General features: G+C 69.0%; 24 protein-coding genes. 7 read left to right on the top strand and 17 right to left on the bottom strand.

Annotation, left to right across the window (positions count from 1 at the left end; translation table 11 throughout):
- The 4 genes from VAE46_RS12725 to rpsL all read right to left on the bottom strand — a co-directional run.
- The coding region (locus tag VAE46_RS12725) for a GTP-binding protein (RefSeq protein WP_322796972.1) at positions 1-133 on the bottom strand (133 nt) is incomplete at its 3' end.
- A gap of 33 nt (positions 134-166) precedes the next feature.
- Positions 167-2,242, bottom strand: coding sequence for an elongation factor G (fusA, locus tag VAE46_RS12720; protein ID WP_322797316.1), 2,076 nt, complete (start codon positions 2,240-2,242; stop codon positions 167-169).
- A 12-nt stretch (positions 2,243-2,254) separates the two neighbouring features.
- A complete protein-coding gene (gene rpsG / locus VAE46_RS12715) occupies positions 2,255-2,725 on the bottom strand; it encodes a 30S ribosomal protein S7 (protein WP_322797315.1) in 471 nt (156 codons plus the stop codon).
- Positions 2,726-2,762: 37 nt separating this feature from the next.
- Positions 2,763-3,209, bottom strand: coding sequence for a 30S ribosomal protein S12 (gene rpsL, locus VAE46_RS12710; RefSeq protein WP_322797314.1), 447 nt, complete (start codon positions 3,207-3,209; stop codon positions 2,763-2,765).
- 572 nt (positions 3,210-3,781) lie between these two features.
- Here rpsL and VAE46_RS12705 point away from each other — a divergent pair.
- Entirely contained in the window at positions 3,782-4,600 is an 819-nt protein-coding gene (locus VAE46_RS12705; RefSeq protein WP_322797313.1) for a LysM peptidoglycan-binding domain-containing protein, read from the top strand.
- A gap of 75 nt (positions 4,601-4,675) precedes the next feature.
- Here the strand turns inward: VAE46_RS12705 and VAE46_RS12700 are convergent, their stop codons facing one another.
- The 5 genes from VAE46_RS12700 to VAE46_RS12680 all read right to left on the bottom strand — a co-directional run bounded on the left by VAE46_RS12700 (position 4,676) and on the right by VAE46_RS12680 (position 9,379).
- A complete protein-coding gene (locus VAE46_RS12700) occupies positions 4,676-5,734 on the bottom strand; it encodes an NAD-dependent epimerase/dehydratase family protein (protein WP_322797312.1) in 1,059 nt (352 codons plus the stop codon).
- 67 nt (positions 5,735-5,801) lie between these two features.
- Positions 5,802-6,998: a hypothetical protein gene (locus VAE46_RS12695; RefSeq protein WP_322797311.1), complete on the bottom strand. Its 1,197-nt coding sequence runs from the start codon at positions 6,996-6,998 to the stop codon at positions 5,802-5,804.
- Entirely contained in the window at positions 6,995-7,588 is a 594-nt protein-coding gene (locus VAE46_RS12690; protein WP_322797310.1) for an RNA polymerase sigma factor, read from the bottom strand. The genes VAE46_RS12695 and VAE46_RS12690 overlap by 4 nt, the downstream gene beginning before the upstream one ends.
- Positions 7,589-7,664: 76 nt before the next feature.
- Complete coding sequence (locus VAE46_RS12685) at positions 7,665-8,312, bottom strand: orotate phosphoribosyltransferase (protein ID WP_322797309.1); 648 nt, start codon at positions 8,310-8,312, stop codon at positions 7,665-7,667.
- An 86-nt stretch (positions 8,313-8,398) separates the two neighbouring features.
- Positions 8,399-9,379 (bottom strand): D-glycerate dehydrogenase, encoded by a 981-nt coding sequence (locus tag VAE46_RS12680; RefSeq protein ID WP_322797308.1) that lies wholly within the window; start codon positions 9,377-9,379, stop codon positions 8,399-8,401.
- A gap of 80 nt (positions 9,380-9,459) precedes the next feature.
- Between VAE46_RS12680 and VAE46_RS12675 the strand changes: the two genes are divergently transcribed.
- The 3 genes from VAE46_RS12675 (at position 9,460) to VAE46_RS12665 (ending at position 12,311) form a co-directional block, all read left to right on the top strand.
- Complete coding sequence (locus VAE46_RS12675; RefSeq protein ID WP_322797307.1) at positions 9,460-10,719, top strand: Glu/Leu/Phe/Val family dehydrogenase; 1,260 nt, start codon at positions 9,460-9,462, stop codon at positions 10,717-10,719.
- Between the two features lie 68 nt (positions 10,720-10,787).
- On the top strand, positions 10,788-12,059 hold the full coding sequence (locus VAE46_RS12670) for an MFS transporter (RefSeq protein WP_322797306.1): 1,272 nt from the start codon (positions 10,788-10,790) through the stop codon (positions 12,057-12,059).
- A gap of 33 nt (positions 12,060-12,092) precedes the next feature.
- Entirely contained in the window at positions 12,093-12,311 is a 219-nt protein-coding gene (locus VAE46_RS12665; protein WP_322797305.1) for a hypothetical protein, read from the top strand.
- Here the strand turns inward: VAE46_RS12665 and VAE46_RS12660 are convergent.
- Positions 12,262-12,684, bottom strand: coding sequence for a VanZ family protein (locus VAE46_RS12660; RefSeq protein ID WP_322797304.1), 423 nt, complete (start codon positions 12,682-12,684; stop codon positions 12,262-12,264). The genes VAE46_RS12665 and VAE46_RS12660 overlap by 50 nt on opposite strands.
- Positions 12,681-13,919: a hypothetical protein gene (locus tag VAE46_RS12655; RefSeq protein ID WP_322797303.1), complete on the bottom strand. Its 1,239-nt coding sequence runs from the start codon at positions 13,917-13,919 to the stop codon at positions 12,681-12,683. The genes VAE46_RS12660 and VAE46_RS12655 overlap by 4 nt, the downstream gene beginning before the upstream one ends.
- A gap of 111 nt (positions 13,920-14,030) precedes the next feature.
- On the opposite strand from VAE46_RS12655, the gene VAE46_RS12650 reads away from it, so the two are divergent.
- The 3 genes from VAE46_RS12650 (at position 14,031) to VAE46_RS12640 (ending at position 16,361) form a co-directional block, all read left to right on the top strand.
- Entirely contained in the window at positions 14,031-14,612 is a 582-nt protein-coding gene (locus tag VAE46_RS12650; protein WP_322797302.1) for an RDD family protein, read from the top strand.
- Positions 14,613-14,616: 4 nt separating this feature from the next.
- A complete protein-coding gene (locus tag VAE46_RS12645) occupies positions 14,617-15,501 on the top strand; it encodes a hypothetical protein (protein WP_322797301.1) in 885 nt (294 codons plus the stop codon).
- A gap of 68 nt (positions 15,502-15,569) precedes the next feature.
- Positions 15,570-16,361 (top strand): enoyl-CoA hydratase-related protein, encoded by a 792-nt coding sequence (locus tag VAE46_RS12640; RefSeq protein ID WP_322797300.1) that lies wholly within the window; start codon positions 15,570-15,572, stop codon positions 16,359-16,361.
- Positions 16,362-16,367: 6 nt separating this feature from the next.
- Here VAE46_RS12640 and VAE46_RS12635 read toward each other — a convergent pair whose 3' ends face one another.
- The 6 genes from VAE46_RS12635 to VAE46_RS12610 form a co-directional block, all read right to left on the bottom strand.
- Positions 16,368-17,144, bottom strand: a complete 777-nt coding sequence (locus VAE46_RS12635) for a hypothetical protein (protein WP_322797299.1) — start codon at positions 17,142-17,144, stop codon at positions 16,368-16,370.
- A gap of 41 nt (positions 17,145-17,185) precedes the next feature.
- A complete protein-coding gene (locus VAE46_RS12630; RefSeq protein ID WP_322797298.1) occupies positions 17,186-17,596 on the bottom strand; it encodes a hypothetical protein in 411 nt (136 codons plus the stop codon).
- Positions 17,597-17,648: 52 nt separating this feature from the next.
- Complete coding sequence (locus VAE46_RS12625; RefSeq protein WP_322797297.1) at positions 17,649-18,623, bottom strand: hypothetical protein; 975 nt, start codon at positions 18,621-18,623, stop codon at positions 17,649-17,651.
- 48 nt (positions 18,624-18,671) lie between these two features.
- Positions 18,672-19,955: a flagellar hook protein FlgE gene (locus tag VAE46_RS12620; RefSeq protein ID WP_322797296.1), complete on the bottom strand. Its 1,284-nt coding sequence runs from the start codon at positions 19,953-19,955 to the stop codon at positions 18,672-18,674.
- Positions 19,956-20,042: 87 nt separating this feature from the next.
- Positions 20,043-20,405, bottom strand: coding sequence for a TIGR02530 family flagellar biosynthesis protein (locus VAE46_RS12615; protein WP_322797295.1), 363 nt, complete (start codon positions 20,403-20,405; stop codon positions 20,043-20,045).
- On the bottom strand, positions 20,402-20,959 hold the full coding sequence (locus tag VAE46_RS12610; RefSeq protein WP_322797294.1) for a flagellar hook capping FlgD N-terminal domain-containing protein: 558 nt from the start codon (positions 20,957-20,959) through the stop codon (positions 20,402-20,404). The genes VAE46_RS12615 and VAE46_RS12610 overlap by 4 nt, the downstream gene beginning before the upstream one ends.
- Positions 20,960-21,057 lie beyond the last annotated feature (98 nt).

Genomic DNA, 21,057 nt, shown 5'->3' with positions numbered 1-21,057 from the left:
GAAACTCCGCTTCGCCCTTGAGCGCCAGCACTTTCGTGATCGCCGCCGTCAGCGACGTCTTCCCGTGGTCAACGTGCCCAATCGTGCCAACGTTGACGTGCGGCTTCGTCCTCTCAAATTTCGCCTTCGCCATGGGTGGTGTTCCTTTCTTTCTTCCTGATGGGTGTTAGCCGACGGCCTGCTTGGTGAGCGTTGCCGCGATGTTCTTGGGGACTTCTTCGTAGTGGTCGAACTCCATGCTGTAGCTGGCGCGCCCCTGGGTGATGGAGCGGAGTTCGGTGGAGTAGCCGAAGGTCTCGGCGAGTGGGACGAGGGCGTGGACGACTTGCGTCTTGCCCATCGAGTCGCTGCCGAGAATCATGCCGCGGCGGGAGTTGATGTCGCCGACGACCGCGCCGAAGTACTCCTCCGGGCAGCGGACTTCGACCTTCATGATGGGTTCGAGGATGACCGGCCCGGCCTTTTTGATGGCTTCCTTGACGCCGATCGAGCCGGCGTTCTTGAAGGCCATTTCGGAGGAGTCGACGGGGTGGTAGGAGCCGTCGACGAGGGCCACCTTGATGTCGAGGACCGGATAGCCGGCGATGACGCCGCCCTGGAGGGCTTCCTTGACGCCCTGCTGCACCGCGGGGATGTACTCCTTCGGCACCGCACCGCCGACGATGCGGTTTTCGAAGACGAAGCCCTGGCCGCGCTCGAGCGGCTCGACTTCGAGTTCGACCACGCCGTACTGGCCGCGGCCGCCGGACTGGCGGACGAAGCGGCCTTCGGCCTTCGCCGGGCGGGTGATGGCTTCGCGGTAGGAGACCTGCGGGCGGCCGACGTTGGCCTCGACTTTGTGCTCCCGCTTCATGCGGTCGACGATGACTTCGAGGTGGAGCTCGCCCATGCCGGAGATGATGGTCTGGCCGGCCTCCTCATCGAAGGTCCAATGGAAGGTGGGGTCTTCCTCGGCCATCTTGGAGAGGGCGGTGGCGAGCTTGTCCTGGTCTTCCTTGCTCTTGGGTTCGAGCGCGACGCGGATGACGGGCTCGGGGAACTGGATGCTTTCGAGGATGATCGGGTGGTCGGGCGCGCAGAGGGTATCGCCGGTGAAGGTCTGCTTGAGCCCGACGGCGGCGCAGATGCCGCCCGCACCGATATCGGTGATTTCCTCGCGCTGGTTGGCGTGCATGAGGAGGAGGCGGCCGATGCGTTCGCGCTCCTGCTTGGTGGAGTTGTAGACCGTTTCGCCGGCCTTCAGGACGCCGCTATAGACGCGCAGGTAGGCCAGGCGGCCGACGTACGGGTCGGAGACGATCTTGAAGGCGATGGCCGAAAGCGGCTCATCGTCGGAGGCATGGCGAACGATCTCGCCGCCGTCCTTGGGGTCGACGCCCTTGACCGGCGGGATATCTACGGGGCTGGGCAGGAAATCGACGACGGCGTCGAGCATGAGCTGGACACCCTTGTTCTTGAGGGCAGAGCCGCACAGCACGGGGTGCGCGAGGCTGGCGAGGGTGGCGCGGCGGATTGCGCTTTTCAGTTCATGGACGCCGATCTCGTGCCCTTCGAGGTAGCTGATGGCGATCTGGTCGTCGACGTTGGCGATGCCTTCGACGAGCCGCTCGCGGGCTTCATCGGCAGCCTGGCGCATGTGCTCGGGGATGTCGCGGCGCTCGGGCTTGTCGCCTTTTTCGCCGCCGAACCACCACCAGCACATTTCGACGAGGTCGATGCAGCCGTCGAAATCGGCTTCGGCGCCGACAGGGATCTGGATGGGAATGGGGTTGGCGCCGAGCCGGTCCTTCATCATGTCGACGGTGCGCCAGAAGTCGGCGCCGACGCGGTCCATTTTGTTGACGAAGGCGATGCGGGGGACGCCGTAGCGATCGGCCTGGCGCCAGACGGTTTCGGACTGGGGTTCGACGCCAGCGACGGAGTCGAAGACGACGACGCCGCCGTCGAGGACGCGGAGGGAGCGTTCGACTTCGGCGGTGAAGTCGACGTGGCCGGGGGTATCGATGAGGTTGATTTGGTGCCCGTTCCACTCGCAGGTGGTCGCGGCGGAGGTAATGGTGATGCCGCGCTCGCGTTCCTGCTCCATCCAGTCCATGGTGGCGGCGCCTTCATGGACTTCACCGATCTTGTAGGTCTTGCCGGTGTAGAAGAGGACGCGTTCGGACACGGTGGTTTTGCCCGCGTCGATGTGGGCGATGATGCCGATGTTCCGGATGCGTTCGAGTTCGACTTTGCGGGGCATGTGACTCCTGGCCTACCAGCGGTAATGGACGAAGGCGCGGTTGGCCTCGGCCATGCGGTGGGTATCGTCGCGGCGCTTGATGGCGGCGCCGGTGCCGTTGGCGGCATCGAGGAGCTCGGCGGCGAGCTTTTCGCTCATCGAGCGGCCGTTGCGGTTGCGGGCCGCGTTGAGGATCCAGCGCATGGCGAGCGCGAGGCGCCGGTCGGGGCGGATCTCGACGGGGACCTGGTAGGTGGCGCCGCCGACGCGCCGGGGCTTGACCTCGAGGACGGGCGTCGCCTGGCGGATCGCCTGCTGGAACACCTCGAGGGGATCGCGGTTGGCCTGGGCCTGGATGCGATCGAAGGCGCCGTAGACGACCTTTTCGGCAACGCTCTTCTTGCCGCGCTTCATCAGCTTGTTGATAAAGATCTGGACGTGAACGTTGCCGTAGCGGGGGTCCGGGGGAATCTGGCGGCGTTCGGGCTTGAATCGGCGAGCCATCGGCTGGTCTCCGTTGGTATCTCAGGCGGCGGGCCGCTTAGCGCTTGCGGCCGGCCGCGGTGGGCTGGGCGTTCTTGCGGGTGCCGTACTTGCTGCGGCCCTGCTTGCGGTTGTTGACGCCGGCGGCATCGAGCGCGCCGCGGACGATGTGGTAGCGGACGCCCGGGAGGTCCTTGACGCGGCCCCCGCGGACGAGGACGACGGAGTGTTCCTGGAGGTTGTGGCCTTCACCGGGGATGTAGGCGGTGACTTCGATGCCGTTAACCAGGCGCACGCGGGCGACCTTGCGGAGCGCGGAGTTCGGCTTCTTGGGGGTCTGGGTGCGCACCTGGGTGCAGACGCCGCGCTTTTGGGGGTTGCCGCGGCCGGTGGCCTTCGTCAGCTTGCCGGTGTGCGAGTTGTAGCTGAAGAGCAGGGCAGGCGCGCCTGACTTCTTCGTTTTTCGGGTTCGCCCTTTGCGAACGAGCTGGTTGATGGTCGGCATTCCTGCTTCCCCTGCAATTCAGCGTGATGGTGCGCCGCGGATGGGCGCCGGCTGGTGGCCTGGAGGCCGGGTTGGTTCTGGGCACGAAAACAGGCCGAAAAGCCTGTTCGTGAACAGCGCTCCGTGCTGGTTACCCGCGCGGAGCCGTCTTCAAGCACTCAGCTTCGCGACCTGTGCAAACTCAGAAGGTTCGCCAGTCAATAAGCGCCAAGGGAGAAGACTAGCACAGCATGGCGTGCTGTCAACCAGCCTGGCGCGGGCCGCGGGAGCATGGCGGGCGTGCGGGGGCCGCCGGCATTGATGGTATGACAGGCGTTCCCAACTGGCTACCGTTCCGTCCCGCGGCCGGCTCTGGGTAGGGTCGGCCGCCCTGCCGTCTGTGATGGTAGGCGGCCTCCTGACCAAAGGACGCCAGGCGACATTGTCCTCCCCGTCGCACGGGGGCGCTCCGCGAGGGGCGCCCCCACCCCCATTCGTGGGGAACGCTGAGCGGGAGAACGGGCGGGTTCCTCTATTGCGCGGTGCTGGTAGGATGAGGCGGGTGGCAGGGAAGCACCGGCAGAGGAGAGGGCGTGACGCAGGAAGAGTATTCGCAGGTATGCCCGTACCTTGGGCTGGCCGACGACGCTGATTCGCACGCGACGTACGCGACGGAAGCGCACCGCTGCTACCGGCTGGAAAGCCCCACGCGCATTGCGCTGCCGCACCAGGAGACCTACTGCCTGGGGGCGAACCATGTGACCTGCCCGGTTTACCAGGGCCAGGGCATTCCCTCGCGGCCGGTGCCGGCCGCTCCTGCGGCGCCGCCTCCCTCGGCGGGCGCCGTCCCGGGTCCGCGCGGGCAGGCCGGACGGGCGCCGTTTGGCGGACGTTCCGGGGGAACAGCGCCGCGGCGGCCCGCCCGGCAGCCGGCCGGCACGCTCGGCCCCAGGCCGCGACCGGGCGGCGTGAGCCTGCCGGTCGCGACCATCGGGCTGTTCGCCCTGGCGCTCGTGGTGCTGGTGATGGCCTTCGCCATCCAGCAGATCGTCGACGACGACGGCAATTCGACCATTTCGCCAGCGGACGCGGTGGCGACCCGAGATGCGCTCAACCGGACGCAGACCGCGCAGGCCGCCTCGGGCACCCCGACGCCGCCGACGCAGCAGGCAGGGACCACGGGGACGCCGGGCGCCGGCAGCACCGGGACCCCGGCGACGACGCGCACGCCGGCTGCGGGAACGCCCACACCGGGCGGGAACGGTCGAACGTATACGGTGGCCGAGGGCGACACCTGCTTCTCCATCGCCCAGGCCAACGGGGTGACGCTCGAGGAGCTGCTGCAGGCGAACAACCTGACCGAGGACGACTGCACGCGGCTGGCGGTGGGTCAGACGCTGCGGTTGCCGTAGGGCGACGGCAGGAAGCCAGCGCAGCGCGCTACCGCCACGGTGCAGCACCCTTCGCGGCCAGATGGGAAACCGCTCTCAGCTGATTCGGCGAAGGATGGCGAGCGCGCCTTTTTGCCAGGCGACGCGGTGGGTGACGCCGGTTTCGTAGCGGCCTTTGTTTTCGATGTACCAGTCCCAGGCGCGGATGAGGGCTTCGGCGTTCGAGTAGCGCGGCTGCCAGCCGAGCAGCTGCTTCGCCCGGTCGACTTCGACGTAGGAGTCGCGCCACATGGTGGCGTAGTGCCAGGCAGCCAGGGGCGAGAGGCGCAGGAGTTCGAGCACGCGCAGGGCCCACTCCCCGGGGCGTGCGGGCAGGTGCCAGAGGCGTGAGCCGGAGCCGGCGTGGTCGAACAGGGCCTGCATGTCTTCGTTCAGGGTCTGGAAGCGGTCGGCGCCGACGTTCATCGTTTCGTTGACGGCGGTGGGGCTGGTGGCGGCGCGGACGATTGCATCAACGAGGTCGGTGACTTCGAGGAGCTGGTAGTGGTTGCGGCCGTTCCCGAGCAGGGGAATGCGCCGGCCCTCGGCAATCCATTCGAAGAGGATTTCGAAGACGCCGAGGCGGCCGGTGCCGAGGAAGGTCTTGGGGCGGATGATGTTCACCTCGAGTCCGCGCTGCTGGTAGTCGCGGCAGAGCTGTTCGCCGACGACCTTCGATGCGCCGTAGTGGCCGAGGGGGACGAGCGGGGACGTTTCGTCGATGGGGTGGGTCTTCGGGACGCCGTAGACGGCGGTGGAGGAGATGAAGACGAGGCGACGAATGCCGGCCTTGAGCGATTCGTGGAGGACGTAGCGTGTGCCACGGACGTTGGTGGCGTAGATCTTGCGCCTGGAGACCTGGATGGGCAGGGCGGCGGCCGCGTGGATGACGATGTCGACGCCTTCGAGGGCGCGGCGGATGGCTTCTCGGTCCTGGACATCGCCCTGGATGAAGGTGACGCGCGGGGCGATATCGGCGTCATCCGGGGGCAGGGGTGCGATATCGAACAGGACGGGGTGGATGCCATCGTCGAGGAGACGACGGGCGATGTGGGAGCCGAGGAAGCCGGTGCCGCCGGTGATGAGCCAGCGGGAACCGCCGGTGGGACTGGTCATGGGGGTGCGCTCCGCCTGCCGAGGGTAATGGCTACAGGGTGGGACAGGTCCGGGGGATGCTCAAGGATCAGCGCTGCTCGCCAAGGACGACGATCTCGGCGACGAGGCGGCCTGAGCGATCGGCCCGCACGCTGAGCACGGCGCCATAGCCGACGAGCGACGCGCCCGCTTTGATTTGGTCGAGCTCCAGGCCGCTGGTCCCGGGCAGAATCCGGGCGCGGGGCGCGAGGTCGACGGTGACGGGGCCAGAGGCGGTGGCGAGTTGAAGCGTGCCGGGCTGCTGAGCGGTGATGATGCCGGCGAGCCGGGTCATGCCGGGGCGCCCGGGGCCGTCGTCGTCATCGTGGTGCCCGGGTTCCTCGAGCGGTTCGAGGCGGAATGGTCCTTCACCTGCGTCATTCAGACGGACCCGGGGAATGAGGGGTTCGCCGGTGCCGGCCAGCAGCCCGGGAATCGACCCGGGGTCGGCGGGGACGAGCACGCTGCGCCCATCGGCGAGGCGGAGGATGGCCCGGGGGTTCCGGTTTTCGGGGTCGATGGCGACGAGGAGGACGGCGCCTTCGACCCCGGGCGGGAGCTTGCGAAGTTTTTCGAGGGGTCGGTCGGATGGACCGGGCAGGGCGTCGGCTGAGCCGAGGGCGAGCGTGTGGGCTTCGATGGCGACGCGCCCCCGGGCCGCTTCGCGGACGGTTCCGGTGACGAGGAGGGCTTCGCCGGGCTTCGGTGCGCGGTCGAGGGGGGCGCCGGATTGATCGAGGAAGGCGGGCCGGGCGGAGGTGTCGATGGTGACGGTTCCCAGGTCGGGGGCATCGAGGGTAACGGTGTCGCCTTCGACGGAGGCGACCACGCCGGGGAGCTGGACGTAGTCGTTGGCCTCCAGGGCCGAAACGGTCTCAACTCCAGTGAAAGGGCCGGTGGTGAAGACGGCGATGGAGGCGAGCACGAGCACGGTGGCCAGGGAGGCAGCAAAGGCGAGGCGCCGGGGCCCGAACAGTCGCTGGAGGATTGTCGGCCGCGATGCCACGGTCCGGCGCTCGACCGTGGCGGCGGAAGCGTGTTCGGCGAGGAAGCGCTGGAATCGGGCCCTGGCGACCGGCATGGCGGCGTCGGCCTCGCGGCGGACCTGGTCGTTCTCGCGGCGGATGGCGTCGCGGGCGGCGAGGAGCGGTTCGAGGGCGGCGCGCTCTTCGGGGGTGGCGTCGGCGGGAAGCTGGCCAGTTGAAAGGGCCCGGTTCAGGAGGTCATCGAGGCGACGTTCGGTCATGGCGAACCCCCCGTGTAGGCGCCCTGGCCGAGGGCGCGCTGCATGGCGGCGAGAGCGCGGCGCTGGAGGTGCTTCACGGCGTCTTCCGAGCGGTTCATGAGGCGCGCGGTCTCCTCGAGGGAGCGGTCGTGGATGAAACGGTGGTAGAGAACTTCCTGCTGGTCTTCGGTAAGGGTGGCAAGTGCAACGGCCAGGTCGTGGCGGAGGCCGGAGATGGCTGCGGTATCGTCGGTGACGGGCTCGGGGGCGTCTTCGAGCGCCGCCGGGGGCCCTCGACGGATGCGCCTCTTGATGACGTCGCGCGCGAGGTTGCGGGCAATCCCGTGGAGCCAGGCGTGGATTGGCGCGCCGCGGTAATCGAAGGTGTGGGCGCGGGCGTATGCGGTTTCGAACACCTGGGAGGCGATATCCTCGGCTTCTGCGGGGTCGCCCAGGCGGTAGCGGAGGTAGGCGTAGATGGCGCGGTAGTGGGTTTCGAAGATGGTTTCCCAGGCGGCCGGGTCGCGGCGAGCGGCGCGGTGCGCGAGCTCTGCGTCGGGTGGCTGCGGTGTGGCTGGAAGGGCATGGGCTTCGCCCTCGGGGATGCGCACGGCGGGATTCACTGTACGAATGGCGCGGTGAAGGCGAAAGGTGACGGTCTTTACCGTCGGAAGGGCACGGGGAAGGTCACCCGCCGTTGCGGGAGCGGAGGTAGTCCATGGTCGCGCGGTACTGGTCTTCGCTGATGTGGCCCGCGGACATGAGGTAGTTTGCGATCTGCTCGAGCGTGAGGATGGAGATGAGGTTGATGCCGGCCGCCTTGAGGGCTGTGCGGCCGCCCTCCTGCCGGTCGATGAGGGTGACGGCATCGCGGACGACGAGGCCGGCGGATTCGAGCGTGGCGGCGGTCTGGAGGATGGAACCGCCCCCGGTGATGAGGTCGTCGATAATGAGGCAGCTCTGGCCGCGGACGTAAATGCCTTCGATGACGTCGGCCTTATCCGTCTGGGGCGGGTGGATGTAGATCATCGGGACGTTGGCGAGGAGGGAGAACGCGGTAGCGACGTGGAGGCCGCCAAAGGGGACGCCGGCGACGAGGGTGAAGGGATGCACGTGCGGATTGCGCATCGACATGAGGGCTTCGAGCTCCTCTTTGATGATGCGCGCGCAGCGCGAGAGCGCCTTCGGGTTCGAGATGAGCCGGCGGAGGTTGATGTAAATGGGGGAATGGACTGCGGTGCGGCCGAGGGTGAAGTCCCCGAACTGGATGGCATCGAGTTTCCAGAGTTCTTCGGCAAGCCAAAGGTTGCCGGGGGCTTTCGACGACCTGGTCAACGGGGTACTCCGGGGTGGTGCGTGCGGGGAGGGGGATGCACGCGGCGTAAGGGTTGTTTTCCCCGGTGGAGGGGTTATGTGTCAAGTTACGAACGAGGTTTGGCTGGCCGATTGACCGGGGTTGGGGGTTCTCGGTCGGCGAGGACGGCGAGGACGTTGAGCGCGGCGGCTTCGGCCATGCGCGCGCGGGTTGCTTCGCTGGCGCTGGCGATGTGCGGCGTGATGATGACGTTGGGGAAGCCGAAGAGGGGGTGTTCGAGCGGGAGGGGCTCGGGGTCAGTGACGTCGAGGGCGGCGGCGCGGAGGCGACCGCTGCGCAGGGCTGCGACGAGCGCGTCCTGGTCGATGACCTGGCCGCGGGAGGTGTTGATGAGGATGGCCCCGGGTTTGATGCGGGCGAATTCGGCGGGGCCCAGGAGGCGCCGGGTCTCTGGGGTAAGCGGGACGTGGAGCGAGATGAAGTCGGCCTGTTCGAGGAGGTCGTGCAGGGGGAGGCGGGCGAGGCCGAGTTCAGCTTCGAGGGCGGGTTTCGGCGTGCGGGAGTGGTAGATGGTGCGCATCGAGAAGCCGCGGGCGCGCCGGGCAACGGCTTCCCCGATTTCGCCGAGGCCGATGATGCCGAGCGTGGCGCCGTAGACGTCGATGCCGAGGTAGCCGGTGGGGGACCACGTCTTCCAGCCGCCGGCGCGGGTATCGCGGTCGCTCTCGACCACGCGGCGGGCGGCGGCCATGAGGAGGGCCCAGGCCATATCGGCGGTGGTCTCGGCGAGGATGCCGGGGGTGTTGGTGACCCAGATGCCGAGGCCTGCGGCGGCGGCGGGGTCGATGTTGTCGTAGCCCACGGCCATGTTGGCCACGATGCGGAGCCCGGGGGCCGCGGCGAGCATGTCGGGCGTGATGCGGTCGACCACGGTGGTGATGGCCGCATCGGAGCGGGCGAGTGCGGCGGCGAGGTCGGGCGCGGGAGGGGGCAGCTCGCCGGGCCAGGTTTCGACGGTGTGGCCTTCGGACTCAAGGAGCGAGGCGGCCTTGCCGGGGAGGGTGCGGGTAAGGAAGATGCGGGCCATGCGGGAAGTGTGGCGGCAGGGTGCACCGTGTTCCAGCGGGAGCGGAACTCGCCGATGATCGCACTGAGGGAGGGCAGGCTATGACCAGCGGGAGTGAGACGCGAGCGGTTTCGCCGACTGAGTCGGTACTGCAATCGGTGCTGGCCTCGGCGGAGCGGCTGCGGACAAGCCCGGAGGTGGTGGACCTGCTGCGGACGTCGTGGCGGGAAGTGCGGGCGCAGGTGCCGGTCCGGATGGACGACCGGAGCCTGCGAATTTTCGAGGGGTACCGGGTGCAGCACAACGGGGCGCGGGGCCCGTACAAGGGCGGGGTTCGTTTCCACCCACAAGCCGACCTGGATGAGGTGCGGGCCCTGGCCATGCTGATGACGTACAAGTGCGCGCTGATGGACCTGCCTTTCGGGGGCGCCAAGGGCGGGGTGATGTGCGATCCCACGCATATGAGCGAAGGGGAGCTGAACCGGCTGACGCGGACGTACACGCAGCACATCGGCATGGTGCTGGGGGTGAACCGCGATATCCCGGCGCCGGACATGGGCACGAACCAGCAGACGATGGCCTGGATGATGGACGCCTACGGGGCACGCTACGGCTACACGCCGGGGATCGTGACCGGGAAGCCGGTGGAGTTGGGCGGCAGCTTCGGCCGGGACCAGGCGACCGGCCGCGGGGTGGCGATCTGCATGCGGGAGATCGCGCGGCGGGAGGGCGTCGCAACCCACGAGGTACGGGTGGCGATCCAGGGTTACGGGAACGTCGGCAGCTGGACGGCGCGGGTGGCGAGCGAGATGGGATTCCGCGTTGTCGCCGTCAGCGATGTCAAAGGGGGCGTGTGGAACAGGGAAGGACTGGATATCGCAGCGCTGGATCGCTGGTTCTCGGTGGCCGGGAGCGTGGCGGGGTTCGAACCGGCCGACCCGATCACCAATGAGCAGCTGCTGGAGCTGGAGTGCGACTACCTCGTGCCGGCGGCCATCGGGGAGGTGATCACGGCGGAGAACGCGGGGCGCATCGCAGCGCGGGTGGTGGTGGAGGCAGCGAACCACCCGGTGACGCCGGAGGCTGACGCCATCCTGCGGAGGCGGAAGGTGCTGGTGCTGCCGGACATCCTGGCGAATGCGGGCGGGGTTACGGTTTCGTACTTCGAGTGGACCCAAAACATCCAGCAGTTCCGCTGGCCGCTTGAGCGGGTGCTGGCGGAGCTGGAGAACCGGATGGTCGCCGTGTTCCGCGAGCTGATGGCGCGCTCGGAGCGCGATGGGACGGAACCGCGGGATGCGGCGTTCGATATCGCGCTGGAGCGGGTGGCCCGTGCGATCCAGCTGCGGGGGTTCGTGTAGGCGCCGCGGCAGCTTTGGGACAAGCACGGCTGATGGCGACCGGGTGGCGCCGGGCGTAGGATGAAGCCATGTTCACCCGTTGGCGAAAAGAGACGTTCCGGGCCCTCGTGCACCGGGACTACCGGGTGCTGTGGGTCGGCACGACGCTGGCATTCCTCGCGTTCATGATGTCGTCGGTGGTGCAGGCGGTAGTCGCGTTCGAGCTGACCGGTCGGAACGGGGCCGTGGGGTTCGTATCGCTCGGCATGGGGCTCGCGACGGTGCTGGTCTCGCCGTTCGGGGGTGTGGTGGCTGACCGGTTCCCGAAGAAGCGGCTGCTATTTGTGGGGCAATCGCTCATTGGGCTGAACTTCGCGGTCGTGGGCGTGCTCATCCTGGCGGATGCGATCACGATCCCGCTGCTGGCGCTCTCGACGCTGGTGATGGGCGCGGTGTTCTCGTTCATCGGGCCCGCGCGGCAGGCGTGGATTGGGGAGCTGCTGCCGCAGGAGGACCTCCCGAACGGGATCGCCCTGCAGCAGGTGGGGATGACGCTGACGCGGGTCATCGGACCGTTCCTTGCGGGCGGGCTCATCGGGCTGGGTTTCGTGGGAACCGGCGGGACCTATCTCTTCATGGCCGGGATGTTCGTGTTCGTGGTGCTGACCCTGGCGCAGCTGCCGTCGTCGAAGGCGGTCGCTCGCGGCGGGCGGTCGTTCCGGGACGACCTCGCGCTGGGAGTGCGGCATATCGGGGAGCGCCCCCGCCTGCTGGTGGCGGTGGTGAGTTTCATCGGCGTGATTATGGCGGGGTTTTCGTACTTCGTGGTGCTGCCGGGCCTGCTGGAGAACGAGCTCGGGCGCTCGTCGAAGGATATGGCGCTGATGATGGCGGTGAGCGCGGCCAGCGGCTTCGTGGTCTCGATTGGGGTGGCAAGCCTGGCGGGTTCGCGTTATGCCTGGACGCTGATGACGCTTGGCGGTCTGGTGCTGGGCGCATCGATCGCGCTGCTCGCCTCCGCGGGGAGCTACGCTGTTGCGTTGCTGGCGATGCTGGTGCTGGGTGCCGGGACGGGCATGTTCCAGGTGCTGAACAACGCGCTGGTGATGCGCGAAGCGGAGCCGGCCTACTACGGCCGCGTGATGTCGCTGACGATGCTGGCCTGGGGCGTGAACGGGCTGGTGGCGTACCCCTTCGGGGCGCTGGCCGACCGTGTGGGCGAGCGGGAGACGCTGGGCGTGATGGCCGCCGGTGTGGTGGTGATCGTGGCGGCGACGTGGCTGGCGGCGCAGGCCGTGGGGCGGAGGTCGGAGGGAACGGAGGCGCGGGAGTCGCTTCCGGCGGCTGCGGGCGGCGAGTAAGCTGGGGTCACATCTGCCAACCGGAGCGTTTCGATGGGCCGCGAAGAGCTTGCCGCGTTGATTGCCATCCTCGAGCGGGAGAAGGACAAGGGCACCGGGAGCCCGGTGCTCGGGACCTGGAAGATCCAGTTCGACAAGAAGCGCAACGCGTTCGTCTTTGACAAGTGCGAGAACGAGGGGTACTGCGAGGAACGCCCGGCGGTTATTTCGCTGAGCGGGGAGATTCTCGACCCGGGCGGGCCGCTGTTCTGACTGCGAAGCCCCGGGCGGTGCGCCGCAGGGCGATGCGGGCAGCCAGCACGCCGATGGCGGCGCCAACGGCGTCGGCGAGGACATCGAGGGCGGTGGCATGGCGGTTGGGCACGAACGACTGGTGGAACTCATCGGAGATGCCGTAGGCGACGGCGAACAGCCATGCGGCGAGGGCGTGCCAGCGATCGAAGCGACCCCGCCGGGCGGCAAGGGCGTGCGCGGCAAGGTAGCCGAGCACGGCGTACATGACCACGTGCGCGAGGATGGCGCGCGGCTCGGTGACGCGCGGGCCGGGCGGGTTCGGGAAGCTGGAAAGGATGAAGATGAGGGCCGCCCAGGCGATGAGGGCGATGGTGGCGGTGCGAGCGCTCATGGTGTGGCCTGGAGGCTGGCGACAAGCTGTTCGAGGTCGGCGCGGGTGCGCACTTCCCGCATCAGGCGGAGGAACTGTCCGACATCGCCGGTGCGCTGCCAGAGCAGCTCCGCGAGGGGGCCGATGGGGTCGGAGGACTGGGGGCTATCGGCGTAGGTGCCGTAGAAGGCGAAGTAGGCCTGGTTGATCTTGCGGATGGGGATGCCGTTCTGGACGAACACGAGGCGCCGCTCCTCCATGAGCTGCTCGGCAGCGGCGACCTGACCGCGGGCGAGGAGGTCATCGACCTGGAGGCGGAGGGCGCGCATCTCGGCGGTGAAATCGAAGTCGGGGTTGCGGCTCGAGGGTGGGGCGCTGCCGTCGGCACCGGGGGGCAATTCGATGGGGTAGCGCTCGAGGACGAGCCGGGCGATCTCGCGGCCGGCGATGCTGGCGGCGGTTTCGTTCAGGGTGTGAGCCTCGCCGCCTTTGCCCCACTGCTGACCGAGGGGGTAGAAGGCGAGGTAGTGGTGGACCCACTCGTGGGCGGCGGTTTCGACGACGGAGGCATAGGTGCGGTCGTCGCGGACAATTGCCGGGTAGGCAGCCAATCCCCCGAGGGAGACGACGAGGGAGACGGTCTCTGCGCTGTCCGCGCTGCGCTCAATCACTTCGATCTGGTCGAGGGTGAGGCCGGGCTTGAGGAGGGTGTCGCTGATGCGCTCGATGCGGTCGCGGGGGGAGCGCACGAGGAGGCGCGGCGGGCTGGTGAGCTCGAATGCGACGGGGGGCCAGGTGAGAGTGATCGCACGGAAGAGGGGCAGTTCGCGCTGGAGCCCGGCGTCTGCTACCACCGACGAGATGGCGTGTTCGAGGAAGCGCTCGACGTCGTTCTCGTAGGTCGCGCGTTCGTTTTCGAGGGCGGCGATGAGGGCGCGGTCGGGGTTCGGGCTGGCCTCCTCTGCGCGGATGCGGGAGGTGAGGGCGAAGTAGCGCTGGACCGCCTCGGCCGCCGTGTCGGGAGGCGGAGGTTCGCGCACCCCGGCGAGGTCGGCCAGGGTGGGGACCAGCGTTTCCGCCTGCCAGCGCCAGAGCTCGTAGCGGTACTCGCCGAAGGGGCCGCGGGGCACGAACAGGGCAGCGAGAACGCCGATGACGATGCCGAGGAGGGCGGCAGCCCCGAGCGTGAGGACCCATGGGTGCGGCCGCCACGGAGTGAGTTCGACAGGCGGGCCCGCGGCCGGGATGGACTGCATGCCTTCACTGTACCGGGCAGCCGGACGGGGCGCGGTGAAGGGCGGGACAAGTCGTCGGCGACGCGCCAGCGGAAGCTGGCGCCCACGCGGAGTCGTCGTAGACTGGCGGGGATGAGTGCGGATGCGATGGCAGCCCGGGGCAGCGGGCCCGGCGAGCGGCCGGCGTACCGGCTGCACTATGCCTCGTTCGAATCACGCGTGGCTGCCGGTGCGCTGGATGTGCTGGTGATGTTCATCATCGCCTCACTGCTGGTTACCGCCGGGTCGGTCATCGTGCTGATCTCGTCGGATTTCGAGCGGGTGGAGCCCTCGACCACGGCACTGAACCTGTTCTGGGCCTGTGTGGCCTGCATCCCGGTGGCGCTGGTGCTGTATTTCTTCATCGGCTACGCGTGGAAGGGGCAGACGGTCGGGGCGGCGGTGATGCAGCTCATGGTCATTCGTTCGGACGGGCGGCCGCTGGGGGTCATCGGCTCGATGGCGCGGGTGATTGGGTTGCTGTTTTACGTCCTGATCGTCGGTGTCGGGCTGGTGGCGGCGTATGCCCTGCAGGAATCGACGGCGCTGGCCGGCGGGGCGCTGGCGGTCGCGCTGGTGGTCGCGGCACTGGGCATCATCTGGGCCGCGTTCGATCGGCACCGCCGGACGCTGCATGACCGGCTCGCCGGGACGATCGTGGTGCGGCTGGTGTAGCGAGGTGGCGGCAGCCCGGGACCCAGGCGGGATGACCGCGCGGGAGCGCATCTTTCAGGAGGCGACCGGCGGGGTCGGCGGGAGGCGGTCACTGGCGGCCGTGCTGCTAGGGCTGGCGACCTTCGGTCTGGTGGCAACTGTGAGCGCATGGCAGGTGACGGCGGAATCCACCGCGCTGCCGATGCTGCGCTCCGGGGTCGGGGTGCTGGTCGACATCGATGCGTTCCTTGCGGAGGAGGGAGAGGCCCTTCGCCAGGCCGCGACGGAGCAGGATGGGGCGCTGTCCTTCGAGCGGTACCCGCTGCCGATCGCACTGGAAGCGGCGGAGGTGCGGGCCGCGAGCGACGCCGAACTGCGTGACATGCTGCTCGACAGGTCGGCGGCGCTGGTCTATGCGGAGGGGCTCGCGGCGTTCGACCGGACCGGCTCGCAGGCGATCAGCCGCGTATCGCTCGAAGGGATGCTCGAGCTCGCGGTGGGCCAGCTGTCGCGGGAGACGCACGAGCGCGCGGGGCTGGCAGCCATGGTGCTGGCCACGGCGGTGGCGGTTTTGGGGGCTGCCACCGCGGCAATGAGTACGGGCTGGGGCAGGCTGCGCGTGCCCGCGGGGGCGGTGGCGCTGGGCGCCGTGCCGGCAGCCGCGATCGCCTTCGTGTTCCGGCTGGGAACGGAGGTGGTCGGCGGGGAAGACCAGTTCCTGAACGACACCCGGGCGATCATCGGGGCGGCGCTGGGGGCAGGCGTGCGGAACGGGGCGATCGTGGCGGGCGCCGGGCTGGCGCTGGTGCTGGCCAGCGTGGCGCTCGAGGCTGCGGAGCGGCGGCTGCGACCGGGCGGTGAGCTGGACGAGGACGGGGGCACCGGGTCGGCAGAGTTCGAGCAGTTCTGAGCCCGGCGTTTTGCAGGAGGGGGCGGAACCGGCCAGAATGCGGAGGCATTTGCCCCCGGAGGAGTTCGATGGAGTTTTGCCGCTACGAAAAGAAGGGTCACGTGGTCACCATCACGATCACGCGGCCGGAGGTGATGAACGCGCTGCACGCCCCGGCGAACCTGGAGCTGGACGCGGCCTGGGACCAGTTCGCTGCGGATGACGACGCGTGGGTAGCGGTGCTCACCGGTGAGGGCGACCGGGCCTTTTCGGCGGGGAACGACCTGAAGTACACGGCCGAGATGTCGCGGCTGCCGAAGGAGCAGCGACCGAACCTGGCCTTCCCGAAGGGCGGATTCGGCGGGATTACGCACCGGTTCGACCTGTTCAAGCCGGTGATCGCGCGGGTGAACGGGTTCGCATTGGGCGGCGGGCTGGAGATGGCGCTGGCGTGCGACATTATCGTGGCGGCAGAGCACGCCGAGCTGGGCCTGCCGGAGCCGCGGCGCGGGCTTATCGCCGGGGCGATGGGGGTGCACCGGCTGCCGCGCCAGATGCCGTTGAAGATCGCGATGGGCTACATGCTCACCGGGCGGCATATCCCGGCGCGGCGTGCGGCGGAGCTGGGGCTGGTGAATGAGGTGGTACCGCTGCACGAGCTGGACGGCGCGGTGGAGCGCTGGGTGGAGGACATCCTGCGGTGCGCGCCGCTTTCGGTGCGGGCCACGAAGGAGGCGGCGATGCGGGGGCTCCACCTGAGCCTCGAGGAGGCGGCCACGGCCCGTTTCGAGTGGGAACAGCGGCGACGGGCGAGCGAGGACGCCATCGAGGGGCCGCGGGCGTTCGCGGAGAAGCGGGCGCCGAACTGGAAAGGCCGCTAAGCCGGTTCAGGCGGAATAGCGCGCGGCGAATTCGGCCTCATCGAGGCGTGCGCCGCGGCGGCTTTCGCTCACGGCCAGCTCCATGCGGGTGAGCTGGGCGAGCCCTTTGCGGGTATCGCTGGCGACACGGGCGCGGTCCTGGCTCTTGAGGCGGAGCTTGAAGAGCCAGTAGGTGAAGGCTTTCCAATCGGCGAGGGAGACATCGCCGGTGAGGAGGTTGCCGGTCTCTTCGTAATGCAGCGCGAGCAGCTGCTCGCGGGAGCGTCCGTAGATGCGCTGGTACACCGTCTCGTCCTCGCGCTGGTCGAATCCCCAGGCCCGCGCACGGACCTCCTTGTGGATCTCTTCTTCGACGGAAAGCTGGAGGGCCTCTTCGACGAGGACGCCGTAAAGGTAGTTCAGGTGGGCGGAGTGCTTGGCCGGGCCGAGACGGCGGGCGAACTCGTCGTCGTCGATCTCGAGGTCCTCGGGCCAGCGGTTGTGCCAGAGCAGTGCATCGCGCTGGTCGGGCGGGACGAGGTCGGCGGCTTCTTCGAGGAGGCGCTCGGCGAGCAAGAGCCAGTCGAACGCTTCGCCGGCGATGAGGTAGCGGTAGTGGCGGCCACGAACCGTCTCCTCGGGAAGGCGCCAGGCGTGGACGGCATCGAGGAGTGCGTAGAACCAGTGCTGCCCCCCGGTGATGGCCTGGCGCATGCGGAGGATGATGTCCGCAGGCGCTGGCAGGCCGGTGCCGGGTTCGACATCGCCTTCGAGGACGGGAATCGGGCCGTTTCCGCTGGACATTCCCGACCGATGGTATCACGAGGGGTGCAACGGGCCCGGGCTCAGGCGCCACGCCAGATCTTTCGGCGCTGCCAGCATCGGGCGCAGGCGGAGACGGGGCGTTCTACCGTCACCCTCCCCTGCCGGAAGGGGTAGAGGCGCTCGCGCAGGTGCTCGGAGCAGAACCGGCCGTGGCAGAGGGAGCACTCCATGGTTGGGTGTGGCCCGCAGGTCTCGATGCCGCACAGGCCGGCTCCGTTGCGGGCAGCGACGACGCGGCGGTATTCGAGATGGGCGACGAGATCATCGCGGCGGGCGCGGCAGGGCTTTCGGGTGCAGACGGCTTCGTGGTCCTGGAGGTAGTAGGCGTGGGCGGAGCAGAAGGGCCGCGCGCAGTACTGGCAGACCTGGATTGCAGGCTCGCGGCAGCGGGCGAAGAGGGAGCCGACCTGGCAGACCTGCGGATTGGACATGACGGCGGCCCGGGGTTGGATGCATCCATCTTTGCCCCCGGGGACAGGCGGGTCAACGCGGGAGCCAGAGGCAGGCGCCTGGTCCGCGGCCGGCGGGGAGGGTGGCGCTGGCGCGCCAGGTGGCGGTATCGAGGACGGTGAGCGAATCCTCCGCGTTCGAGGCGACCGCGAGGTGGGTGCCTCCGGGCGCGAGGCAGAGCCCATCGGGACGGGCAGCGACCGGGACGGTGCGGTCGACCCGGGTGGAGGCCGTATCGACGATGGCGACGCTGCCGGCGACCTGCAGGGCGACGGCGAGGCCCGATTCGCGGAGGGGCAGCAGGCGAACGGGCCCCCCGCCGACGGCGACGGACGCGCGCGGGGCGAGCTCGGGGAGCGACAGAAGGGAGACCGTGCCGGAGCGGTAGTCGCCGGTGGCGACGAGGCCGGGGAGGACGGCGATACTCTCGGGAAAACTGCCGACTGGGGCGCCCCGGGTACCGGAAGGGCGGATTGCCTGGACGAGGTCGGCGCGGGCGGCGGCGACGTAGGGCACGCCCTCGGCGAGGGCGACCGCATGGGGAGTGGCGGCCGTGGGCCAGCGGTCGATCTCGGTGAGCGAGGCGGCATCGATGGCGACGAGGGCATCGGCCTTATCGAGGGTGACGTAGAGCACGCCGGCGGGCGAAGCGGCGATGCCGTGGGGCTCGCCGGGAAGGGAGAGCAGGCGGAGGGTGCCGGGGGCGCGGGGGTCGACCTCGGCGAGGAGGTCGGCCCGGCCGAGGGTGATGTAGAGGCGGCCGTTGAGCTCGGCCATTTCGTGCGGTGGGCCGGGGAGTGCGAGGGTCGAGGACTGGCCGGTGTCGAGGTCGTGGAAGGTGAGGGTGTGGTCGCGGAGGTTGGCGACCACGATGAGGCCGGAGTCCGGAAGCGGTGCCTCCGGCTCGCGCTGCGCCTGGCGGGACAACGCGAGGACCGCCAGGAGCATGACCGGGAGGACGGCCAGGCTGGCGAAGCGGTTCAGGCGGGCGGCGCGGGTGGTGGTCATGGCGGGGTGGGGGCGGGGGCGGCCGGGCCGCCCCCGCCGGGGAGGGCGCTAGCGGATGATGTTGACGAGGTCCTGCAGCATCTGGTCGCCGGCGGAGATGACGCGGGAGGAGGACTGGAAGCCGCGCTGGGCGAGGATGACGCTGGTGAACTGCTGGGCAAGGTCGACGTTGGAGGATTCGAGCGTGCCGGTGGAGACCGAACCGCGGCCGTTGGTGTTGGGCTGGCCGATGAGGGGTTCACCGGAGTTGGCGCTGGGGGCCCAGAGGTTCTGGCCGAGGCGCTGGAGGCCGCCAGGGTTGGTGAAGGCGGCGAGGGCGAGCTGGCCGATGACCTGGTTGGCGCCGTTCGAGTAGATACCGGTGATCTCGCCTGTGGAACCGACGGCGAAGGAGACGAGGGCACCGGCGGGGGCACCGTCCTGGCTGGAGACGTTGAGCTGGCTGGCGCCGGCAAACTGGGTGAGGGCGGAGAAGTCGATATCGAAGTTGAGCGGGGTGGCCGCGCCGCTCGGCAGAGCGGTCAGCGAGAAGCTGAGGATGCCGTTTGCAGGCGTCTGGACGGCGCCGGTGCTGGCATCGAACACGATTTGGCCGGGGGTCGGGGTCACCTGCTGGTCGGCGGTGCCGGTGTTGCCGTCGTGGTCGTAGAAGCCGACGACGTCCCAGGTGTTGGCCGCGCTGTTCTTGCGGAATTCGAGGTTGATGGTGATGGCGTTGCCGAGGCTGTCGTAGACCGTGAGGGTCGACTGGACCAGGCCGGTTGCGGGCGGGCCGGCGCTATAGGTGGGCGTGCCGGCATCGAGGTTGCCGGCCATGACCACTTCGCTGGTGGCGCGGGCGCTGATGCGGGTACCGAAGGGGATGGAGAGCGCCTCCAGCGGACCGTCGACGTCGATGGCGCCGGAGGCATCCACGCGCCAGCCCATGACCTTGAGGCCGGTGACGGGATTGACGAGGTTGCCCGCGACGTCGATATCGAAGGCGCCGTCGCGGGTGTAGTAGTTGCGGGAGCCATCGGAGACGACGAAGAAGCCGTCGCCCTGGATGGCGAAGTCGGTGAGCTTGCCGGTGCTCTGGAGGGAGCCCTGGGTCATGATGTTGTCGATGCCGCCGAGCTGCATGCCCAGGCCGATCTGGGCCGGGTTCATGCCGCCGCGGCCGCCCTGCGGGCTGCTGGCACCCTTGATGGTCTGGCCGAGGATGTCCTGGAAGGTGACGCGGGAGGACTTGAAGGCGATGGTGTTGACGTTGGCGATGTTGTTGCCGACGACGTCCATGAAGGCCATGTGGTTCTTCATGCCGGAGATTGCGGAGAAGAGCGCTCGCATCATGGTGGGTACTCGATCCTTTCGTTAGCGGGTGGTGGGGTTGCGGATCGGGCCTCCGACGAGCGGACCGGCCCTGTGCGCTGGCGGGGATCAGGCGATGACGACGGAATCGATGTTCGTGAAGACGTTCTCCTTTCCGCGGGTGGTATCGAGGGCCGTGACGACTGTCCGGCCGGGGACGTCGACGAGGACGGCGAGGGAGTCGAGCAGGACGAGGGTGGAGCGGGCTCCCTTGCCGGCGGCGCGCTGGACGGCCTGGTCGAGCCGCTGGAGTCGTGCCGGGTCGAGGTCGAGCTGGCGGCGCTCGATGCGCTTCTGGGCGTGGCTGGAGAGCGCGAGGGTGGACCGGGCGCGGTCGAGGATCTCGCCGAAGGCGGCGCCCTCGGGGCCTGAGCGGGCGGTCGGCTGGCGCCCGGCGGGCGCGGGGCCGATGGCGTGGAGGCGGTCGATCATGACGGGAGCACCTGGCTGACGGTGAAGAGGTCGACGGCCTTGCCGTTGACCAGGAGGAAGGGGATGCCGGAGGCATCCATAACGACGCGTTCGACGACGCCGGTGACTTCGTTGCCGGCGTTGGGCAGGTCGGCCGCGGCGGCGACGACTCGCTCGTCTTCGTTGACCTGGACGCGCTCGAGCGAAGTCAGCTTGGCGAAGGGCCGGCCGAACTTTTCGCGGGCGACGATGTCGCGGGTGATGGCGATGGCATCGACCTGCTTGCCGGTCACCGTTTTGCCGATGAGGCCGGCGGCAGTGGTGAGTTCATTGATGCCCTGGAGGACTTTGATGCCGGAGGCGACGGCCCGCATCTGGTTCAGGGCTTCGAACTGGGCCATCTGGGCCATCCAATCGGAGTCCTTCTGGGGCTCCAGGGGGTTCTGGTTGCGCATCTGGGCGATGATGAGCTTCATGAAGTCGACCTGGCTGAGCTCGTTGTTCGGGGCGCCGGTCGAGGGGGTGTAGGTTGCGTTCTTGAGGCCGGTGACGGGGTCGATTTGCAGTCCAGCCATGGGGCGGCTCCGGGTTCGCTAGATGCGGTAGATGAGGGTGCCGTCGGGGTTGTAGGCGGCGCGGAGGCGGTGGTGGAGGTCGAGCGGGGCGGGGGATT

Origin of the sequence: Tepidiforma sp., assembly GCF_034433535.1 — a bacterium.
Lineage (GTDB): Bacteria > Chloroflexota > Dehalococcoidia > Tepidiformales > Tepidiformaceae > Tepidiforma.
Note: the sequence above shows the minus strand (reverse complement) of the source record. Positions and strands in the feature narration are given on the sequence as shown.

Excerpts from the sequence above, each read along its gene's own strand:
- VAE46_RS12650 (WP_322797302.1), top strand. The coding sequence starts at position 14,031 with ATGAGTGCGGATGCGATGGCAGCCCGGGGCAGCGGGCCCGGCGAGCGG.
- VAE46_RS12665 (WP_322797305.1), top strand. The coding sequence starts at position 12,093 with ATGGGCCGCGAAGAGCTTGCCGCGTTGATTGCCATCCTCGAGCGGGAG.
- VAE46_RS12675 (WP_322797307.1), top strand. The coding sequence starts at position 9,460 with ATGACCAGCGGGAGTGAGACGCGAGCGGTTTCGCCGACTGAGTCGGTA.
- VAE46_RS12655 (WP_322797303.1), bottom strand. The coding sequence starts at position 13,919 with ATGCAGTCCATCCCGGCCGCGGGCCCGCCTGTCGAACTCACTCCGTGG.
- VAE46_RS12700 (WP_322797312.1), bottom strand. The coding sequence starts at position 5,734 with ATGACCAGTCCCACCGGCGGTTCCCGCTGGCTCATCACCGGCGGCACC.
- VAE46_RS12620 (WP_322797296.1), bottom strand. The coding sequence starts at position 19,955 with ATGATGCGAGCGCTCTTCTCCGCAATCTCCGGCATGAAGAACCACATG.
- rpsL (WP_322797314.1), bottom strand. The coding sequence starts at position 3,209 with ATGCCGACCATCAACCAGCTCGTTCGCAAAGGGCGAACCCGAAAAACG.
- VAE46_RS12610 (WP_322797294.1), bottom strand. The coding sequence starts at position 20,959 with ATGGCTGGACTGCAAATCGACCCCGTCACCGGCCTCAAGAACGCAACC.
- VAE46_RS12695 (WP_322797311.1), bottom strand. The coding sequence starts at position 6,998 with ATGACCGAACGTCGCCTCGATGACCTCCTGAACCGGGCCCTTTCAACT.
- VAE46_RS12660 (WP_322797304.1), bottom strand. The coding sequence starts at position 12,684 with ATGAGCGCTCGCACCGCCACCATCGCCCTCATCGCCTGGGCGGCCCTC.
- VAE46_RS12680 (WP_322797308.1), bottom strand. The coding sequence starts at position 9,379 with ATGGCCCGCATCTTCCTTACCCGCACCCTCCCCGGCAAGGCCGCCTCG.
- rpsG (WP_322797315.1), bottom strand. The coding sequence starts at position 2,725 with ATGGCTCGCCGATTCAAGCCCGAACGCCGCCAGATTCCCCCGGACCCC.
- fusA (WP_322797316.1), bottom strand. The coding sequence starts at position 2,242 with ATGCCCCGCAAAGTCGAACTCGAACGCATCCGGAACATCGGCATCATC.
- VAE46_RS12615 (WP_322797295.1), bottom strand. The coding sequence starts at position 20,405 with ATGATCGACCGCCTCCACGCCATCGGCCCCGCGCCCGCCGGGCGCCAG.
- VAE46_RS12635 (WP_322797299.1), bottom strand. The coding sequence starts at position 17,144 with ATGTCCAGCGGAAACGGCCCGATTCCCGTCCTCGAAGGCGATGTCGAA.
- VAE46_RS12670 (WP_322797306.1), top strand. The coding sequence starts at position 10,788 with ATGTTCACCCGTTGGCGAAAAGAGACGTTCCGGGCCCTCGTGCACCGG.
- VAE46_RS12625 (WP_322797297.1), bottom strand. The coding sequence starts at position 18,623 with ATGACCACCACCCGCGCCGCCCGCCTGAACCGCTTCGCCAGCCTGGCC.
- VAE46_RS12640 (WP_322797300.1), top strand. The coding sequence starts at position 15,570 with ATGGAGTTTTGCCGCTACGAAAAGAAGGGTCACGTGGTCACCATCACG.
- VAE46_RS12630 (WP_322797298.1), bottom strand. The coding sequence starts at position 17,596 with ATGTCCAATCCGCAGGTCTGCCAGGTCGGCTCCCTCTTCGCCCGCTGC.